A 14448-nucleotide genomic window follows, 5' to 3' on the forward strand; every position below is an offset into this window, starting at 1 on the left:
GTCGGTCGGACGGACAGTGGTTCACCTAGAACTGACGAGAAGTGACCGATAATCGAGGGAAAACGACAGTGGGACTCGAGAACGTGTTCCGCTTCGAGCCGTTAGCGTAGAACCGTGTTTCGAAGGAGAGTATTGGTCTCTGGTAACGAGTGCCCCGATATGGTGTGTCGAGCTGTATGTGATAAAGGATCACCTAGTAGGATCCCGGAGCGGAGCCCCCCACCCCTTCGTTTCGAGTGGAGACCGACGAACGGGGGAGTGGATCGAGAGACGGAATCGGTCCGGATTCCCCCTTGACTTCCACTCGAGCCGCCGTTCGGGAGGGTCTCGAGGCCGAACGCGGCGAGAGAATCGGTTCTAGTAACTCGAAGACTGATCTAGTAATTAGAGAAGCTATGAGGTGTCGATCTAGTAGGCACTAGCAATACTGAATAACCCTCTAGCAAAATACTGTTGTCTGCTAGTTCTGCGGATACTGTTTCTAGGCTATATACATAAAACTTGCCTCCTAAAATGACCCCCTCCCCCCACCCCACCCTTGGACTGCGTTCCACCCGAAACGAAGGGGTGGGGGGAAGGTATCGACTATTGGTATCCTACACCACACATTCTCTTCCGGCGTTGTCAGTCGATCCCACATCTACTTCCGATACAGAACTCGGCCGCACTCTTCAGTTACTATCCCAATATGTATCGTCGACATGTGCATTGACATGTTACCAACGCACACGCAGTACGTCCGTCCGTTCCAGTCGAAGCCAGCCCCCTGCCGGTCGACTCGAAATCCCGTTCCCAATGTTCTCACCTGTTCCCGATACCGCGTTCGAACTCACCTTTCGGACGGCGGTGTCGCTCGTGACACAAGCGTGTGAGCAGCGGCGATCGGTTCCGTTCGGCCACCGAACGGCGGACGCGATGTCGTTGGCAGGGCCGAGTCACAGCCATCGATCGGCGGCTGTTTCTCGATCCGGACGGGGAAGGGACAAATTTATTAGCGTGGTTTTCCTCTGTTTCGTTTGCATCAACTGGACCCGAATCGTGTAACCGGGATCGCGAATCCACTGAAGGAAGCCATCGTACGAGGCTCTTTCCGGTTGCCGACTCGGTACTCCACCCGAAACCAGGGGGTTCGTGTACGACCGATGTCAGACGACGATTCAGAGATCACGGGTTCGGACGAGGTCGAGGTCGACGGAGCGAACGGGTTCTCGGGAAACTTCGAGAACGCGGATCTCGGCGACGAAGAGTCGAATCAGGGCCTGTTCGATGATCTGTTGAGCGGCGAACCGATCTTCGAGAACAAGGAGGTCCTGCGACCGTCCTATACCCCACACGAACTCCCCCATCGGAGCGATCAGATCAACAAGATGGCGACGATTCTGGTCGCCGCGCTCCGCGGGGAGACCCCCTCGAACATTCTCATCTACGGGAAAACCGGGACCGGCAAGACCGCGAGCGCGAAGTTCGTCAGCAAGGAACTCGAGAGTACGTCTCAGAAGTACTCGGTCCCCTGTGACGTTGAGTACATCAACTGCGAGGTCACCGACACCCAGTACCGAGTCCTCGCACAGCTCGCGAACAAGTTCATCGAGAAAAACGAGGCTCGAATCGACGAGCGGATCGACGAACTCCAGTCCCTGCTGGACGATCTCGAGGCGTACGACCGCGCTATCGACGTCGATGCCTCGAGCGACGACCCGGACGATCGGACGGCGTCGGACCCGTTCGATTTCGTCTCCGAGGACGAGGTTGACGGCGACGCCGAAACTTCGACTGGAACTGATACCGGACCGCAGTCCGGTGATTCTCCACTCGAAAAAGGGGGGTCCGGTGACCGAACAGATTCATCGTCCGAAACCGAACCGGCGGCACTCGAGAACGCTGCCGACGGGCCCGGTGTATCCGGGGACGGGGCCGCCGATCCGACCCCCGATCACCCGCTCGCGTCGACGCCGTTCGACGACCGAGACGAGATCGAAGCCCGGATCACGGAGCTACGAGACGACAAGGACTCCTTCGAAGAGGTGCCGATGACCGGCTGGCCGACCGACCGGGTCTACAGCGTCTTCTTCGACGCCGTCGACTACGACGAACGGGTCGTCGTCATCATGTTAGACGAGATCGACAAACTCGTCGAGAAAAGCGGTGACGACACGCTGTATAATCTCTCGCGGATGAACTCCGAACTCGAGAACTCGCGGGTCTCGATCATCGGCATCTCGAACGACCTGAAGTTTACCGACTTCCTCGATCCCCGCGTGAAGTCCTCGCTGGGCGAAGAGGAGATCGTCTTCCCGCCCTACGACGCCAACCAGCTCCGTGACATCCTCGAGCATCGCTCCGAGGTCGCCTTCAAGGGGGGCGCGCTATCGGGCGACGTGATCCCGCTGTGTGCGGCCTTCGCCGCACAGGAACACGGGGACGCACGGCGTGCGCTGGACCTGCTGCGGACCGCCGGCGAACTCGCCGAGCGCTCCCAGTCGGAGACGATCGTCGAGGAACACGTCCGACAGGCCCAGGACAAGATCGAACTCGATCGGGTCGTCGAGGTCGTCCGTACGCTCCCCACGCAGTCGAAACTCGTCCTTTTCGCTATCATCCTGCTCGAGAAAAACGGCGTCCACAGCATCAACACGGGTGAGGTGTTCAACATCTACAAACGGCTCTGTGAGGAGATCGACGCGGACGTCCTCACGCAGCGTCGCGTAACGGACCTCATCAGCGAACTCGATATGCTCGGGATCGTCAACGCCGTCGTCGTCTCCAAGGGCCGGTACGGCCGAACCAAGGAGATCAGCCTCTCGGTCCCGCTCGAGGAGACGGAGGCCGTCCTCCTTTCCGATTCGCGGCTTTCCGATATCGACGACGTCCAGCCGTTCGTACAGGCTCGGTTCGAGAACTGAGTTCCGCTGATCTCCGCTGGTCTTTGCCTCGCCGATTCGTTTCGCTGCCAGTACCGACGGGTAACGCTCCAAGAACGGGACTGCGAGTCAGGACCGGTAGCGACCGGCAGCGAGGACGGCACCGCCGGCGAGTCCGGCGATACCGGTCGCGCCGGCGACTGCCCCACCGAGTCCTGTCCCTGACGCTCCGGAGCCAGCAACCGACGCGGGCGTCACGGGAGCGGCCGAACCCGCGGGCGAGCCGGGGACGACCATGCCGCCCAAGAGACTGTCGACAGTCAGTCGAACGTGGCCGAGCCACGGGATCCGGTACATGGCCTTGCCGGTCACCCACTCGGGTTTGACGACGTTCGTTCTGGCACCCGATCCCGGCAGTTGATCGTAGCCGGGGTTGTTGTCGCCTTTTGTAATGAACCCGTCGTAGCGAGCGGGACAGGACGCGATCTCTTCACAGGTCGCGTTGCCGACGAACTCCTCGCTGGCTTTCGTTTCAACCCACCTCTCGTTCTTCTCGACCCAGAAGTGGGCGCGATGGATGATCGGCGTCGTCGCTGTCTTGCCGTTCGGTCGGAAGACGATCACGTCGCCCGGGTTACCGAACTCCGAGTAGCCGGTTTCTTCGCCCCGCTGCATCGTGACGATGCCGGTGTCGCCGACGGCTCCGTCGCCGGTGAAGCGCCCGTCCTCGACGATGAAGATCAGGTCGCCCCTGTGCATGTTCGGCTCCATGCTCGGGCTCTCGACGGCGACCAGCGGCGGCCAGAGTCCGCTGACCGCGAACAACAGGAGGCCGACGACGGCGACGAGAGCGACGCTGCTTGCGATGTCCCGAACCAACATGACGTTCTCGTCGTCGGTCTCGAGGAACCAGCGGACGACGCCGTCGTCCTCGATCGTGACGCCGTCGTCACTGGCGTGTTCGCGGTCACCGCGCTGCTGCGAACTCTCGGCGTTGTCATCCGGCGAGTCGCGGCCGGGACTCGCCGCCGACCGCTCGCGATCGCCGTCGCCGGAATCGCCGGGGGGAGCCCCGGAATCAGAACCGCTCATCGTGCCCCGTTTTGCCGGGGCCGCCAATCAACTTTCCGTTCGTCGCGACTGCCAATCGCCGCGAGGGATCGCAGTGCCCGGCACGAAACGTCCTACGGATCCCGGCCGTCGGCAGCCGCGGCAAACAGCGCGATCGCGACCAGTCCTGCGACGACTGCGACGCCCGCCGGACCCACGCCCAGCAGCGAACGGGCGGAATCCACCGCCAGCCGGATCTCGCCGAGCCACGGGAGCCGAACCATCGCTTTGCTCCGGACCCACTCGGGTTTGACGACGGTCGTGTCCGCCCCGGACCGCGGGATCTGATCGTATGCTGGGTTGGCGTCGCCTTTCGTGATGAACCCGTCGTAGCGAGCGGGACAGGACGCGATCTCTTCGCAGGTCGCGCCGTTGACGAACGCCGGGTCGGCCTTCGTTTCGACCCAGCGTTCGCCCTTCTCGACCCGAAACTGAACCCGGTGGATCGTCGGGGTCTGGTGCGGGTCGCCGTCCGGTCTGAACACGACGACGTCGCCCGCGTCGCCGAGCGTCTCGTGGCCCGTCTCCAGTCCGCGCTCGCGCGTGACGATACCAGTTCCGTCGACAGCACCGTCGCCGGCGAACCGTCCCTCGTCGACGACAAGCACGAGATCTCCCCGCTCGAGGTGGGGTTCCATGCTGCCGCTCTCGACGGCCACCAGCGGCGGCCAGGTACCGGCGACGGCAAACAGCAGGAGGCCGACGACGGCGACGATCGCGAGGCTCGCCGCGACGTCCCGACCCACGACCGCCGCTCGGTCGTCGGCCTCGAGGAACCAGCGGACGATCCCGTCGTCGATCGTGACGCCGTCGCCCGGGCGGGGTCGAGACGCGAGTCGGTCGTCGGCCCTGTCCCGGTCGGCCGCCCCATCGGACACGTCGGCGGTCGGCGGATCGTCGGGTGGCCCCGATCGGCCGCGGTCGCTCTCGCCGGCGTCGGGCCCGTCCATTGCCGAGCAGTTGCGTCGAGTCGCGCATGAACCTTCCGGCGGCGACCAGTCGGTCGACCGATCGCTCGTCCGACTTCGGACGATCCCGTCCCGGCGACGGAGCAGCCCGGTCGGTCGCCGGTTGCCGGCGCACCCGGCATTCGCTACCCTTTTTGTTCCGCTCGCGAATGTGATGGCTGTGCCACTCGAGGCCCCCGCGCGGATCGTCGGCGAACTCACGAGCCGCGGCTACAACGCCGAACGCGAGGCCGTGACGCGGCTCGCCGGGGCCTCGGATCCCGGTGCGGCCCTCGAACGCGTCCTCGAGGCGGTCCCCGAGGACGCCTTAGTCGTCCGGACCGAACACGTCGAGGCGGCGCTCTCGGCGGACGCCCCCGCCGCCGACGCGGCTCCCGCCGAAACGGCCGCCGTTCCCGACGGCGATTCGACCCCCTCCGTTTCAACTGGAACCAACCCGGACCCGGGCGACGAACCGGCCGGAGCCACTCCAGTTGAAACGGGGGGGTCCACGCCCGCCGATCGCTCCGTCGATCCCGCGAAACGCGCTCTCGAGATCGTCGGCGATATGACCGGCCAGAGTACCGGGACGGGCGAGTACGAGGACTTCGTCTCGGTCTTTCGCGACCGACTCGACCGGCTGGGCGGCAAGCTCAAGGGACGGGTCAACCACCGGCCGGCGACCGCCATTCAGGACATGCCGGGCGGCAGCGAGGTCGCGATGGTCGGACTGGTCAACGACATCCGATCGACGGCCAGCGGCCACTGGCTGATCGAACTCGAGGACGCCACGGGAACTTTCCCCTGGCTGGTGATGAAAGACCGGGACTACGTCGACCTGGTCGACGAACTGCTCTGTGACGAGGTGCTGGCGATGGAGGGGACCTTGGCGGACGACTCGGGGATCGCCTTCGTCGACTCGCTGCATTTCCCCGACGTTCCCCGGACCCACGAGCCGTCGACGGCCGATCGCCACGTCCAGGCGGCACTGATCAGCGACGTCCACGTCGGCAGTCAGGAGTTCATGGCCGACGCCTGGAACGCCTTCGCGGACTGGCTTCACACCGCGGAAGCGGAACACGTCGAGTACCTGCTGCTGGCCGGCGACATGGTCGAAGGCGTCGGCGTCTATCCCGATCAGGACGAGGAACTCGACATCGTCGACATCTACGAACAGTACGAGGCCTTCAGCGAACATCTCAAGAAGATCCCCGGCGACATCGAGATCGTCATGATCCCGGGCAACCACGACGCGGTCCGACTGGCCGAACCCCAGCCCGGCTTCGACGAGGAACTGCGCGAGATCATGTCCGCCCACGATCCCCGGATCGTGAGCAACCCCTCGATGGTCACCCTCGAGGGCGTCTCAGTCCTGATGTACCACGGCGTCAGTCTGGACGAGGTCATCGCGGAACTGCCCGAGGACAAAGCCAGCTACGACGACCCCCACAAGGCCATGTATCACCTCCTCAAGAAGCGCCACGTCGCGCCGCAGTTCGGGGGTCACACGCGACTCGCGCCCGAAGAGGAGGACTACCTCGTCATCGACGAGGTGCCCGATATCTTCCACACCGGCCACGTCCACAAGCTCGGGTTCGGCAAGTACCACGACGTGCTGGCGATCAACTCCGGCTGCTGGCAGGCCCAGACGGACTTCCAGAAGAGCGTCAACATCGACCCCGACGCCGGCTTCGCGCCGATCGTCGATCTAGACACGCTCGACGTGACCGTCCAAAAGTTCAGCTGAACCGAACTTTTGCGCTGCGTGCGGTCGCGGAGCGACCGCACTCGGCAAAACTTCGATGAAAAGCCTCCTCCCTCCGTTCGCTCGTTGCTCGCGGCGAAGCCGCTTGCTTTCGCGGCACTACGTGCCGCGCTCTCGCTCACATCGGTCGTCGGCCCGCTCGTTCGCTTCACTCACTCGCGGTACGGACACTCGTTTGTCTTCTTCGGCTCGAGGCCAGACAACCGCCTGTTTCGCTACGGTTCGAGTCGAAACCGGACCGTCGGGGAGCCGTTGAACCGCGGGCCGCGGCCCCGGCGCTCGAAGCCGAGGTCCTCGGCGGCGGTCTCGATCGGATCGGCGTCGCGGGCGGCCAGCACTTCGACGGCCATCGACTCGCGTTCGGCGAACCGGACCGGTTCGGCCAGCAGCCGTTTGCAGGCCTCGTCCGTCCCGTCGAGCTGGGTGACGTGAACAGTGTCTTCGCGCGCGTCGAAGCTAATGAACCCGAGCAGGTCCTCCGGATCGGAGCCGTCGTATTGCGATCCCGAGACGTCGGCGTTGGGATCGTGATTCCCGTCTTCCGCGACGCGCACCGTCCGGTCGTGGACGAGATTGCGCATCACGTCGGTCGGGGAGTCGGCGATCGACGCGAGCGCGTCGGCGTCGGCCTCGAGAGCGTCCCGTACGTTCATCGGCATGTGGTAATGCTACGCACGACAATAAATCCCGGTCGCGAGTGTCTTCCCTGACTGGTATCGTTACTGTCAGTTTCGGGGCCGTTACGGGTCGAATGACCGGGGCAAAAACCCGGACGATGGACACAGTTATCTGCACGCCTTGGTAACGGAACGAGTATGAGTCACACCACCGTCACGCACACGGTCAGCGAGGTGTCAGCATGCGCGTCGTAGCCAAGTTCGGCGGCACGAGTCTCGGCAGCGGCGACCGGATCAACCGCGCCGCGGACTCGATCGCCGCCGCCGTCGAGGACGGCCACGAGATCGCTGTCGTCGCCAGTGCGATGGGGTCGACCACCGACGAACTGCTCGAGGAGATCACCTTCGAGACCGACGAGGAAGACCGCGCCCAGATCGTCAGCATGGGCGAGCGCACGTCGGTTCGGATGCTCAAGGCCGCACTCACTGCCCGGGGCATCGACGCCGTCTTCCTGGAACCCGGCAGCGATCGCTGGCCCGTCGTCACCGACGAGTACGGCGAGGTCAACGTCGAGGAAACCCAGAAACGCGCCCAGGAGATCGCCGTCGATCTCGACGGCACGGTCCCGGTCATCACCGGCTTCCTCGCGGAAGGGCCGGACGGCTCGATCACGACGCTCGGCCGCGGCGGCAGCGACACCACCGCCGTGATGATGGGCAAGTACATGGACGCCGACGAAGTCGTCATCGTGACCGACGTCGAGGGCGTCATGACCGGCGATCCCCACGTCGTCGAAGGGGCTCGCAACGTCGGCGAGATTTCGGTCGACGAACTCCGGAACCTCTCGTTTCGCGGGGCCGAGGTCGTCGCCCCCTCCGCGCTCTCCTACAAGGACGGCAAGCTAGACGTCCGGGTCGTCCACTACCAGCACGGCGACTTGCTGTCGGGCGGGACGAGCATCGAGGGCGAGTTCAAGAACCTCGTCGACCTGCGCGAGCGGCCGCTGGCCTGTCTCACCGTCGCCGGCCGGGCGATCCGGAACCAGCCCGGCATCTTCAACCACCTCTCGGAGGCACTTGCCGAAAGCGACGTCAACGTCGACGCCGTCGCCAGCGGGATGGACACCATCACCTTCTACATCGACGAGGAGGAGGCCGAACGCGCCGAGAACATCCTTCACCGCGAGGTCATCGCCCGCGACGAACTCTCGAGTGTCACCGTCGACTCGCCGGTCGCGGTCGTCCGCGTCACCGGCGGCGAACTCCCCAACCAGCCCGGCATCATCAGCGAGATCGTCAACCCGCTGTCCGAGGCTCGAATCCACCTTAACGACATCATCACCAGCGCGACCAGCGTCGCGCTGTTCGTCGACTGGGAGGACCGGGAGAAGACCCTCGAGTTGACCCAGGACCTGTTCTAGGCACCGGTTTCCGGCGTCGGACCCGCTCCGACGCCGCTCGATCGATTCCAGATCGTGACCGTCGTCCGATCGAGACGAATTTTAGTACGTGACTATCACTGCCGAAACAACGGTAGCGACGCCGTAACGAAGGGGCGGTGCCGAATGGGGCGAGTCATGAGCCCGGATTCGACCCCGACTGAAGTGTTCCCCGACGTCGAGCCAGATCCAGACGCGGTCCTCGCCGAGTTCGGCGTCGACTCGCCGGCGGACCTCGAGGGTGACGGCGCTCACGACCCGATCCCCGACGACGCCGCCGTCGACGACACGACGGCGACCGAACTCTTCGACGACCTCCAGACCGTCACGCCGGCGGACGCGGACACAGCGGCTGACCCGGACCCGACCGATCGGAGCGACGCGGCCGGCGGGGTGGCCGGTCCCGCCGCTGCCCTCGCGTTCGAATTCGTCGGCGATCCGGATGTCGTCGTCCGTGACGACGGCGACGTGATCGACGCGACGGCGACCGAACTCAGCGCCGTCACGGCGACCGGGTCGAGCGAGGACGCGTCGGCCGATACCGACAATGGCTCCGACGCCGCCTCGAGAGGCAGTGTCACGGCCTCGAGCGGGCGGGGCGAGGCGACCGATACCGGCGATGCGGACGGGGCCGGCAGCGACTCGACGTCCGCGCTCACCGTCCGGGCCGGAACCGATCTGGAACTCGTCGGTCCCGAACCGACGCCGACGCGGGTCGGGAACGACGCGTTTGGCGACACCGGTGCCCGTTGACTGCGGTCGACGAGGCGTTCGGCAGCCGCGTTCGACCACAGGCCGCCCGCTTCAGCCGTTGATGAGCCGATCCATCCTGCAACGGACGGTTCGCGCCATCGATGGACACGGAGCCGCAACTAGACTGAACACGCGCGCCGTCCTCGTTGCCGTATGGTCGCCTACAAGTCGAAAGTCGTCGAACGGATCCGGCTCCCCTCTCGAGACCGTCGCGAACGAGCGCTCGCCGAGGCCGGCTACAACGTCTTCGATCTCGATGCCGAGGACGTCTTCGTCGACCTCCTGACCGACAGCGGTACCGGCGCGATGAGTGACGCCCAGTGGGCCGCACTGGTGCGTGGCGACGAGTCCTACGCGGGGTCGCGGAGCTTCGCCGACCTCGAGTCCGCCGTTCGGGACGTGATGGGCTTCGAGCGCGTCGTCCCGACCCATCAGGGTCGCGGCGCGGAGAACGTCCTCTACGGCGCCCTTCTCGAGGAGGGCGACGTCGCGCTCAACAACACGCACTTCGATACGACGCGGGCCCACGTCGCGAATCAGGGGGCTGACCCGGTCGACTGTCCCGTCGAAGGAGCCCACGACCTCACGTCTGACGAGCCGTTCAAGGGCAACTTCTCGCTCGAGCGGGCCCGCTCGGTCGTCGACGAGGTGGGCGCTGAGCGCGTGCCGCTGGTGATTCTGACGATCACGAACAACTCGACGGCGGGCCAGCCGGTCTCCGTCGAGAACACCCGTCAGGTGCGGGCGTTCGCCGACGAGATCGGCGCGACGTTCGTCATCGACGCCTGCCGGTTCGCCGAGAACGCCGGCTTCGTCCGCCGCCGCGAGGACGAGTTCGCCGGATGCGATATCGACGAAATCGCCCGCGAACAGCTCTCCCACGCCGACGCCATCGTCATGAGCGGCAAGAAAGACGGGCTCGCCAACGCGGGCGGCTTCGTCGCGACCGACCACGAGGCGCTGTTCGAGCGGTGCAAGCAGCGAGCGATCCTCTACGAGGGCTTTCCCACGTACGGCGGGATGTCCGGACGGGATCTCGCCGCGATGGCTACCGGCCTTCGCGAGGCCGTCGAAGCGGCCTACGTCGCCGACCGCCTCGACGGTGTCCGCGCGTTCGCGGACCTGCTCGAGGACGCGGGCGTCCCGATCTACACGCCGCCCGGCGGTCACGCCGTCTACCTCGACGCCGGCGCGGCGCTTCCACACCTCTCCGCTGACGAGTTCCCGGGCCAGGCGCTGGTCTGTGAACTGTACCGAGAGGGCGGCGTCCGCGGGGTCGAACTCGGGAGCTTCGCGTTCCCCGACACTGACCGACCGGAACTGGTCCGCCTCGCTGTCCCGCGCCGTACGTACCACACGGAACACTTCGAACACGTCGCCGAAACCGCCGCGACCGTCCTCGAGAAGCGCGAAGCGGTCGACGGACTCGAGATCACGTCCGAGCCCGAAAACCGCGAGTTGCGTCACTTCACCGCCAGCCTCGAGCCGATCCCGTCGTGAGAACGCGCCCGATCGCTCGAGACGGTCGCTGTACTGTGTGATCAGCGACTCGAGAGGACGCGCTGGGCCCGATCCTTCAGGCTCGGTTCCGCTTGTGGTTCCGACTCGCGCCCGAGCCGCTGTTTCGCGACGTTTCGCACGCCCTGTTTCGCCGGTTCGGAAGTCGCCAGCTTGATCGCCCAGTCGGGCACCTGTGACTCGAGTTCCCGGCGCTTCTGGGCCCGCATCTTGCCGAACCGGCGCAGCGCCAACCCGACGCCGAGGAACAGGCCCGCGTCGCGCAACTCGCGTCGGAACCGTTTCCGGTCGTTGCGAACCGCGATCGCCTTCGCCAGCGAGAGCGCACCGATCGCCAGATAAACCTTCGAACGCTTCGACGGATCACCGCTGAGCAGCCGTTGGAGCGCCATGCGGCGGTGGCTACCACGTTCCGTCGGGATAAAGCTGGGCCGGCAGGCGACGGGTCTCGGTCAATCGTCGTCTCCCCGCACCGCGACGCCGCGGTGTCGCCGGTCGTCGATCGCCTCGATCGCGAATCCCAGCCGCTCGTAGAACGGTCGGACGCCGTCGTCGAATCGGGCCGTGAGCCGGCGCTCGCGCTCTAGGGCGCGATCGATCAGCGCCGACCCGATCCCCCGATCGCGGTGGCGGCGGCGAACGCCGATCGACGCGACGTGGGCACCCCGCTCGTCCGGGATCGGCTCGAGGACGACGGTGCCGAGGATCCGGTCGGTTCCGACCGCGCCGTCGGCGCTCCCCTCGCACCGGTCGCCCGCCACGAGGACGTCGCCGTCCTCGATCCGGGCCTCGACGTCGCCGGGCTCGAGCATGGCGGCGTCGAGGATCCGCCGCACGTCGAGGGACTCGTCGGGGGTCGCGGGACGGACGAACATCTACCGGCTGCCGCCCTTGATGAGCCGCAGCACGGTCACCTGCTCGCTCTCGACCGGTCGATCCTCGGGCACCGGACGGCCGTCGACGAGGACGCTCACTTCGTGGGGGCTCAGGTCGACCTCGCGGAGGAGATCGGCGTAGGTCGGCGGCTCGGCGTCGCGGCCGTCGACCCCGCCGGCGTCGGCTCCCGCAACCGCCTCGAGATCGAACTCGTAGGTGTCCTCACCTTTGACGTCGACGGTGACCTGCATACCCTCACTTGCAACGGGGCGTTCTTGAGCGCGTCGCTCGCAGTCGACGGCGGCGGGGCCGACCCCGTCTCGTCGGCCGCCGTCAGTCCACGGTCGGCTCGTCGGAGCTGGGAGCCGGCCGCTCGCGGTCGCGATCCCGCGCGGTCCGCCAGTGGCCGACGAGGCCGCGAACGAGCCCGCCGATCCCGAGCAGGAGGACGAGCAGTCCGATGACCTCGCCGACGATCGGCACCGGCAGCCGCGAGAGGAGGGCACCGGCGACCAGCCCGACGATGAGGGCGAGCCAGCGGTTCCCGAGCCCGACGAGCGACAGGACCCAGGCGGCGATGGCAAAGCGACCGTAGATGACTCCGACCCATATCAGCAGGGCGAACGCGAAGCCGCCGACCAGCGACAGCGGGAGGCCGACGACGCTGATCGCGAGCGCGATCAGGAGGACGGGAATCCCGATGAAGGCGGCCAGCCCGACCAGCCCCGACCGGATCGGACTGCTTGCGACGCGGTCGGCCACGCCGTCGGAGAACCGCGGGAACAGCCCCAGCAAGAGCGCGCCCAGCAACAGGTTCACGGCGAGGGCGTAGGCCGTGAACAACCACGACGCGAACGGTTGGACCGTCGGCGCGACGTCGACTCCCAGCGAGGCGTCCTGCTCGATCTCGCCATCGACCGCGTCGGTGTTGCCCTCGAGGTCGCCGTCGTACCGCAGATCCCCGGCGATCGACGCCGTCTCGCCCAGCCGGATGGTATCGGCCCCGATCACGGCGTCACCCTCGACGGTCCCGTCGATCGTCGCGGTCCCGACGCCGGCCGTGAGGGTCCCACCGACAGTTCCGTCTTCGGTGATCGTCAGACTCCCCGCGCCGGCGTCGACGTCGCCGTCGACGGTACCCGCGATCGTCACGCTCCCGCCGGCCGTCTCGAGGTCGCCGCCGACCACGCCGGTGCGTTCGATCCGGACGTCACCGCCCACGGCACTGACGTCGCCGGTGACGGTTCCCCGAACGACGACGCTTCCTCCGAACGCCTCGAGACTGTCGACCGTCTCGCCTTCCTCGACGACGACGGTGCCGCCGGTCTGGCCGTTCGACTGGGCGGCGACCGTCAGCGGACCGATGCCGATGATCACGATTGCGACCAGCATCGCGACGACGAGCCGTGAACCGTAGCGCTCTCCCTGCATACGTCTCCTGACCACGAGCAAATAGAAAAACGTGTTATGCAGATATCAATACCCGTGCCGGTTCCGCTGTCGGCTCGAGATGCGAGAACTCCCTTCGGGCGATTTATCTTGCGTCCGCACCTTCGACCGGTATGAGCGAGGCCGACGCCGAGGCGGCGGAGCCCACCCCCGGGAAGACGGAGGTCTGGATCGAGAAGTACCGGCCGGAACTGCTCGCCGACATCAAGGGCCACACGGACATCGTCCCGCGACTCGAGAACTACGTCGAGCAGGACGACCTCCCTCACCTTCTTTTCGCCGGTCCGGCGGGAACAGGAAAGACCACGGCCGCACAGGCCATCGCCCGCGAGGTTTACGACGACGACTGGCGCGAGAACTTCCTCGAGCTGAACGCCTCCGACCAGCGCGGGATCGACGTCGTCCGCGACCGCATCAAGGACTTCGCACGCTCCTCGTTCGGCGGTTACTCGCATCGAATCATCTTCCTCGACGAGGCCGACGCCTTGACCTCCGACGCCCAGTCCGCGCTCCGGCGGACGATGGAGCAGTTCTCGAACAACACGCGCTTTATCCTCTCGTGTAACTACTCGAGCCAGATCATCGATCCCATTCAATCGCGGTGTGCCGTCTTCCGGTTCACCGAACTCACCGAGAACGCCATCGAGGCCCAGGTCCGCGAGATCGCCGCGAACGAGGAGATCGACGTCACCGACGACGGGGTCGACGCGCTGGTCTTCGCGGCCGACGGCGACATGCGGAAGGCGATCAACGGGCTGCAGGCCGCCGCCGTGATGGGCGAGACCGTCGACGAGGAGACTGTCTTCGCGATCACCGCCACCGCCCGCCCCGAGGAAGTCGAGGCGATGGTCGAACACGCCATCGACGGCGACTTCACCGCCGCCCGCGCCGCCCTCGAGGACCTCTTGACCGAACGCGGACTCGCCGGCGGCGACGTGATCGACCAACTCCACCGCTCGGCATGGGAGTTCGATATCCCCGAGCGGGCGACCGTACGCCTGCTCGAGCGACTCGGCGAGGTCGATTACCGGATCACGGAGGGCGCGAACGAACGCCTGCAACTCGAGGCGATGCTGGCGTCGCTGGCCCTCGAGAACGAGCCCTAACGCGCTT

General features: G+C 66.0%; 13 protein-coding genes. 6 read left to right on the forward strand and 7 right to left on the reverse strand.

The genetic code is table 11. The features are described from left to right. Window positions 1-1142: 1142 nt before the first annotated feature. The gene (locus NATPE_RS00005; RefSeq protein ID WP_006183101.1) at window positions 1143-2903 is read left to right on the forward strand and encodes a Cdc6/Cdc18 family protein; all 1761 of its coding nucleotides are present in this window, start codon (window positions 1143-1145) and stop codon (window positions 2901-2903) included. Between the two features lie 87 nt (window positions 2904-2990). Here NATPE_RS00005 and NATPE_RS00010 read toward each other — a convergent pair whose 3' ends face one another. Both NATPE_RS00010 and NATPE_RS00015 read right to left on the reverse strand, forming a co-directional pair. Beyond that, window positions 2991-3953: a S24/S26 family peptidase gene (locus NATPE_RS00010; protein ID WP_006183102.1), complete on the reverse strand. Its 963-nt coding sequence runs from the start codon at window positions 3951-3953 to the stop codon at window positions 2991-2993. Window positions 3954-4045: 92 nt separating this feature from the next. Next, window positions 4046-4921, reverse strand: a complete 876-nt coding sequence (locus tag NATPE_RS00015; protein WP_006183103.1) for a S24/S26 family peptidase — start codon at window positions 4919-4921, stop codon at window positions 4046-4048. Window positions 4922-5099: 178 nt separating this feature from the next. Between NATPE_RS00015 and NATPE_RS00020 the strand changes: the two genes are divergently transcribed. Continuing rightward, on the forward strand, window positions 5100-6665 hold the full coding sequence (locus tag NATPE_RS00020) for a DNA-directed DNA polymerase II small subunit (protein ID WP_006183104.1): 1566 nt from the start codon (window positions 5100-5102) through the stop codon (window positions 6663-6665). A 233-nt stretch (window positions 6666-6898) separates the two neighbouring features. Here the strand turns inward: NATPE_RS00020 and NATPE_RS00025 are convergent, their stop codons facing one another. Further along, the gene (locus NATPE_RS00025; RefSeq protein ID WP_015298622.1) at window positions 6899-7336 is read right to left on the reverse strand and encodes a hypothetical protein; all 438 of its coding nucleotides are present in this window, start codon (window positions 7334-7336) and stop codon (window positions 6899-6901) included. Between the two features lie 206 nt (window positions 7337-7542). Here NATPE_RS00025 and NATPE_RS00030 point away from each other — a divergent pair, with 206 nt between their 5' ends. From NATPE_RS00030 to NATPE_RS00040, 3 genes are all read left to right on the forward strand, one after another. After that, window positions 7543-8721 carry an aspartate kinase gene (locus NATPE_RS00030; protein ID WP_006183106.1) on the forward strand — a complete coding sequence of 393 codons (1179 nt, stop codon included), beginning with the start codon at window positions 7543-7545 and terminating at the stop codon, window positions 8719-8721. A 144-nt stretch (window positions 8722-8865) separates the two neighbouring features. Then, window positions 8866-9492, forward strand: a complete 627-nt coding sequence (locus tag NATPE_RS00035; RefSeq protein ID WP_006183107.1) for a hypothetical protein — start codon at window positions 8866-8868, stop codon at window positions 9490-9492. A 153-nt stretch (window positions 9493-9645) separates the two neighbouring features. Beyond that, window positions 9646-10992 (forward strand): tryptophanase, encoded by a 1347-nt coding sequence (locus tag NATPE_RS00040; protein ID WP_006183108.1) that lies wholly within the window; start codon window positions 9646-9648, stop codon window positions 10990-10992. Window positions 10993-11033: 41 nt separating this feature from the next. On the opposite strand, the gene NATPE_RS00045 is transcribed toward NATPE_RS00040, so the two are convergent. The 4 genes from NATPE_RS00045 to NATPE_RS00060 all read right to left on the reverse strand — a co-directional run bounded on the left by NATPE_RS00045 (window position 11034) and on the right by NATPE_RS00060 (window position 13317). After that, window positions 11034-11402: a hypothetical protein gene (locus NATPE_RS00045; RefSeq protein ID WP_006183109.1), complete on the reverse strand. Its 369-nt coding sequence runs from the start codon at window positions 11400-11402 to the stop codon at window positions 11034-11036. 60 nt (window positions 11403-11462) lie between these two features. Next, window positions 11463-11885 (reverse strand): GNAT family N-acetyltransferase, encoded by a 423-nt coding sequence (locus tag NATPE_RS00050; protein ID WP_006183110.1) that lies wholly within the window; start codon window positions 11883-11885, stop codon window positions 11463-11465. Beyond that, window positions 11886-12137 carry a ubiquitin-like small modifier protein SAMP2 gene (gene samp2, locus NATPE_RS00055; protein ID WP_006183111.1) on the reverse strand — a complete coding sequence of 84 codons (252 nt, stop codon included), beginning with the start codon at window positions 12135-12137 and terminating at the stop codon, window positions 11886-11888. Window positions 12138-12219: 82 nt separating this feature from the next. Then, complete coding sequence (locus NATPE_RS00060) at window positions 12220-13317, reverse strand: bactofilin family protein (protein WP_006183112.1); 1098 nt, start codon at window positions 13315-13317, stop codon at window positions 12220-12222. A 131-nt stretch (window positions 13318-13448) separates the two neighbouring features. Here NATPE_RS00060 and NATPE_RS00065 point away from each other — a divergent pair, with 131 nt between their 5' ends. Then, window positions 13449-14441, forward strand: a complete 993-nt coding sequence (locus NATPE_RS00065) for a replication factor C small subunit (RefSeq protein WP_006183113.1) — start codon at window positions 13449-13451, stop codon at window positions 14439-14441. The last annotated feature ends 7 nt before the right edge of the window (window positions 14442-14448 follow it).

The organism is Natrinema pellirubrum DSM 15624 (genome assembly GCF_000230735.2).
GTDB classification, from domain to species: Archaea; Halobacteriota; Halobacteria; order Halobacteriales; family Natrialbaceae; genus Natrinema; species Natrinema pellirubrum.

Bases quoted from the DNA above. Each gene is read 5' to 3' on its own strand.
- samp2 (WP_006183111.1), bottom strand. From the start codon at position 12,137: ATGCAGGTCACCGTCGACGTCAAAGGTGAGGACACCTACGAGTTCGAT.
- NATPE_RS00065 (WP_006183113.1), top strand. From the start codon at position 13,449: ATGAGCGAGGCCGACGCCGAGGCGGCGGAGCCCACCCCCGGGAAGACG.
- NATPE_RS00040 (WP_006183108.1), top strand. From the start codon at position 9,646: ATGGTCGCCTACAAGTCGAAAGTCGTCGAACGGATCCGGCTCCCCTCT.
- NATPE_RS00025 (WP_015298622.1), bottom strand. From the start codon at position 7,336: ATGAACGTACGGGACGCTCTCGAGGCCGACGCCGACGCGCTCGCGTCG.
- NATPE_RS00060 (WP_006183112.1), bottom strand. From the start codon at position 13,317: ATGCAGGGAGAGCGCTACGGTTCACGGCTCGTCGTCGCGATGCTGGTC.
- NATPE_RS00030 (WP_006183106.1), top strand. From the start codon at position 7,543: ATGCGCGTCGTAGCCAAGTTCGGCGGCACGAGTCTCGGCAGCGGCGAC.
- NATPE_RS00005 (WP_006183101.1), top strand. From the start codon at position 1,143: ATGTCAGACGACGATTCAGAGATCACGGGTTCGGACGAGGTCGAGGTC.
- NATPE_RS00010 (WP_006183102.1), bottom strand. From the start codon at position 3,953: ATGAGCGGTTCTGATTCCGGGGCTCCCCCCGGCGATTCCGGCGACGGC.
- NATPE_RS00035 (WP_006183107.1), top strand. From the start codon at position 8,866: ATGGGGCGAGTCATGAGCCCGGATTCGACCCCGACTGAAGTGTTCCCC.
- NATPE_RS00015 (WP_006183103.1), bottom strand. From the start codon at position 4,921: ATGGACGGGCCCGACGCCGGCGAGAGCGACCGCGGCCGATCGGGGCCA.
- NATPE_RS00045 (WP_006183109.1), bottom strand. From the start codon at position 11,402: ATGGCGCTCCAACGGCTGCTCAGCGGTGATCCGTCGAAGCGTTCGAAG.
- NATPE_RS00050 (WP_006183110.1), bottom strand. From the start codon at position 11,885: ATGTTCGTCCGTCCCGCGACCCCCGACGAGTCCCTCGACGTGCGGCGG.